Below are 3,757 nucleotides of genomic sequence, written 5' to 3'. Positions count from 1 at the left end.
CGGCTCCGTGGCGCGAGCCGCTCGGCGGTCTCCGTCGCGGCGCGGTGACGCCGGTGGCCGGAAGGTGACGTATTGACGAGTGGGGTGAGCCGCCCCACACTCCTCCGAAGCCAATCGGTTGCACAACCGAAACTTTCGGAGGCACCCGCATGAGATCTCTGAGAACCGGCTTGTCCCTGGCGTCCCTGCTCACCGGCGCCGTCCTGCTCTTCACCGCACCCGCCGCGCACGCCGCCGACACCCCGCTGCGCGACCTCGCCGCCGCGAAGGGCAAAGTGGTCGGCACCGCGGTCACCGGCTCGAAACTCACGGGCAGTTACGGCGACATCGCCGGCGGCCAGTTCAGCTCGCTCACCCCCGGCAACGCCATGAAGTGGGAGACGGTCGAGCCGACACAGGGCAGCTTCAACTGGGCCGAGGCCGACCAGATCGTCGCCTTCGCACAGGCCCACCACCAGCAGGTGCGCGGCCACACCCTGGTCTGGCACAGCCAGAACCCGAGCTGGCTGACGAACGGGACCTGGACGTCGGCCCAGTTGAGCAGCCTGCTGCAGAACCACATCAGCACCGAAGTCGGCCGCTACAAGGGCGAGATCACCGCCTGGGACGTGGTCAACGAACCCTTCAACGAGGACGGCACCTACCGTTCCACGCTCTGGTACAACGACCTCGGCGCCAACTACATCGCGCAGGCGCTGACTTGGGCGCACACCGCCGACCCGTCGGCCAAGCTGTACATCAACGACTACAACGTCGAGGGCGTCAACGCGAAGTCCACCGCCCTCTACAACCTGGTCAAGTCCCTGAAGGCGGCGGGCGTTCCGATCGACGGCGTCGGCCTCCAGGCCCACCTCGTCCTCGGCCAGGTCCCGGCCACCCTCCAGCAGAACATCCAGCGCTTCGCCGACCTGGGCGTGGACGTGGCGATCACCGAACTCGACGTACGCATGGCACTCCCGGCCGACAGCGGCGAACTCGCCCAGCAGAAAGCCGACTTCAAGAGCGTGGTCGCCGCCTGCGTCGCCGTCACGCGCTGCGTGAACGTCACCGTCTGGGGCTTCACCGACTCCGACTCCTGGGTGCCGGGCACCTTCCCGGGCTACGGGGCGGCGACGCCGTACGACGAGAACTACGCGCCGAAACCGGCGTACTACGGCATCGCCGAAGCACTCGGCGGCACGACCACGACCCCGCCGACCGGCGCGTGCTCGGCGACATACGGCGTGACCAGCCAGTGGAACACCGGATTCACCGGGCAGGTGACGATCGCCTGCACCGGGACCGCCCTGTCGTCCTGGAAAGCGAGCTGGACGTACGGCGCAGGCCAGCAGCTCACCCAGGCCTGGAACGCCGGCTGCACCCAGTCCGGCGCGGCCGTGACCTGCACGAACGCCAGTTACAACGGGACGGTTCCGGACGGCGGCTCGGTGAGTTTCGGGTTCAACGCGTCCTGGAGCGGAAGCAACCCGGTACCGGTGGTGACACTGGGATGAGGGAGGTCAGGGGAGTGAAGCGGGGCTGAGAACCGTGAGATTTTCCGCAGAAAACCGTCTCAGGACGTCTCCCCTAACTTTCTCCTAATAATTCGGACTTACGTTCCTCCCCGTGACGGACAACGAGAACGCCGACGGGGACAGACGAGTGGGCCGGCGGTCGAGGGTGCTGAAGATCGCCGGCCTCACTCTGGCGGGCGCCCTCGTCCTGGGTGTCGCCACGGCGGGCTGGGCCTACTGGCACCTCAACAACAACATCAAGAGCGTCGACATCGACAGCGCGCTCGGCGCCAACCGCCCCGCGAAGGCGGTGACCACACCTTCGGCGTCCGCCTCCGCGTCCGCCGCCCCCGTGCCGACCGGCTCCGTGAACATCCTGGTCCTCGGCTCGGACTCGCGCAGCGGCAAGGAGAACCAGGCGCTCGGCGGCGGCGACAGCTCCGGCGCCCGCTCCGACACGGCGATGGTCGTGCACATCGACGCGGGCCGTAAGAAGGCCACGATCGTCAGCATCCCGCGCGACACCCTCGTCACCCGCCCGTCCTGCCCGCTGAAGTCGGGGGGCTCGACCTCCGTGGCGTACAACGCGATGTTCAACAGCGCGTACTCGGTGGGCGGTCCGGTCTGCGCGGTCAAGACGGTCGAGTCGATCACGGACGTCCGCATGGACCATTACATAGAGATCGACTTCGCGGGCTTCGCGAAGCTGGTCAACGCGCTCGGCGGAGTCACCGTGACGACCACCGAGGACATCGACGACGACGACAGCCACCTGCACCTGAAGAAGGGCACCCACCACCTCAACGGCAAGCAGGCGCTGGCCCTCGCCCGCACCCGGCACGGCATAGGCGACGGCAGCGACCTCGGCCGAATAGGCCTCCAACAGATGCTGGTGAAGGCCCTGTTGACCCAGATCTCCTCCAACGACCTGCTCACCGACCCCACCAAGCTCTTCGAGGTCACCGACGCGGTCACCGACAGTCTCACCACCGACACCGGCCTCGACTCCCTGAGCGAACTGATCACCCTCGGCCAGAGCCTGAAGGGCCTGTCGGCGGACGCGGTGAAGACGATCACGATGCCGGTCGTCACGGCCCCGTCCGACCCCAACCGGGTGATCGCGAAGGAGCCGGCGGCGAGCGACCTGTGGGAGTCGCTGAAGTGACGGGCCCCCGCAACCCCTGAGCGGCCCGGGGGCGAGGTCAACCGGTCAACTGGGTCCCGTATCCCGGCCCGGGCCCGGCAGCAGGCCGTCCAGCACTGCCTCCAGTTGCCGGGCCAGGTCGTAGCTCACCGTCAGTTCGTCCCACCGCTGCCACAGCCCCACGAGCCGCGGCAGCTCGTCCGCGTCCTCCTCGGTGACGAGCGCCGTGAAGTACCGCTCGTGCTCCTGCTCCGCCGCGCGGCGGTCCACCCCGCGGCGGTAGATCAGGTCGCCCAGGACCAGGTACCAGATGGTGCGGTACCCGCTGACCGCCTCCTCCGGCGTCAGCCCGGCCACGATGAACGAGTCGACGATCTCCTCGACCATCCACAGCGCGCCCTTGTCCAGGAGGTCGCCGTGGACCAGCACGTCGGCGAGCCACGGCATGCTGCCCAGCAGCGCCTGCATATGGGCGGTGGTGGCGAGGATGCGCTCGCGCGGGTCCTCGGAGAGGACCGGGCGCGGGAGCGTCGAGGCCAGGCCCGACAGGGTCAGCATCAGCAGGGCGTCCTTGTCGCGGACGTGGTGGTAGAGCGCCATCGGCGTCGTACCGACCTCCTTGGCGACCCGCCGCATGGAGACCGCCTCGATGCCCTCCTCCTGGAGGATGCGCCGCGCCACGTCCACGATCTGCGCGGCCTCGATGCGCCGCGGCCTGCCGACGGCCCTCTTGCGCGCGCCCGAACTCTCTGTCTCTGCCACGGAGGCATTCTCCCTCTCCCTATTTCTATACGCGTATAGTAATCTCCTCGGCATGGTGAACTCGCAGACGCACCACACTCGTTGGTTACTGCCGGTCCTGCTCGCCGTGCAGTTTCTCGTCTCCCTCGACATGTCCGTCGTCAACGTCGCCCTGCCGGCCATCGGCCGCGGCCTCGGCTTCGGACCCGACTCCCTGACCTGGGTCGTCAACGCCTACGCGCTCACGTTCGGCGGGCTGCTCATGCTCGGCGGACGGCTCGCCGACGTCATCGGGCGGCGGCGGGTGCTCGTCGCCGGTTTCGTCGTCTTCGGCGCCGCGAGCCTCGCCGGCGGCTGCGCGCAGACACCGGGCGAGCTG

The 3,757-nt window shown here is 68.6% G+C and carries 4 protein-coding genes; 3 read left to right on the top strand and 1 reads right to left on the bottom strand.

The window, feature by feature from the left end:
- Positions 1–149 precede the first annotated feature (149 nt).
- On the top strand, positions 150–1,493 hold the full coding sequence (locus R6V09_RS48335; RefSeq protein WP_317887805.1) for an endo-1,4-beta-xylanase: 1,344 nt from the start codon (positions 150–152) through the stop codon (positions 1,491–1,493).
- 112 nt (positions 1,494–1,605) lie between these two features.
- Positions 1,606–2,658: an LCP family protein gene (locus R6V09_RS48330; RefSeq protein WP_317887804.1), complete on the top strand. Its 1,053-nt coding sequence runs from the start codon at positions 1,606–1,608 to the stop codon at positions 2,656–2,658.
- A gap of 45 nt (positions 2,659–2,703) precedes the next feature.
- On the opposite strand, the gene R6V09_RS48325 is transcribed toward R6V09_RS48330, so the two are convergent.
- The gene (locus R6V09_RS48325) at positions 2,704–3,399 is read right to left on the bottom strand and encodes a TetR/AcrR family transcriptional regulator (RefSeq protein ID WP_317887803.1); all 696 of its coding nucleotides are present in this window, start codon (positions 3,397–3,399) and stop codon (positions 2,704–2,706) included.
- A gap of 52 nt (positions 3,400–3,451) precedes the next feature.
- Here R6V09_RS48325 and R6V09_RS48320 point away from each other — a divergent pair.
- A partial coding sequence (locus tag R6V09_RS48320) for an MFS transporter (RefSeq protein ID WP_317887802.1) occupies positions 3,452–3,757 on the top strand: 306 nt, incomplete at its 3' end.

The sequence above is a fragment of the Streptomyces sp. W16 genome, from assembly GCF_033194735.1.
In the GTDB taxonomy this organism is placed as follows: Bacteria; Actinomycetota; Actinomycetes; order Streptomycetales; family Streptomycetaceae; genus Streptomyces.
Note: the sequence above shows the minus strand (reverse complement) of the source record. Positions and strands in the feature narration are given on the sequence as shown.

Coding starts and splice junctions, on each gene's coding strand:
- R6V09_RS48335 (WP_317887805.1), top strand. CDS start 150: ATGAGATCTCTGAGAACCGGCTTGTCCCTGGCGTCCCTGCTCACCGGC.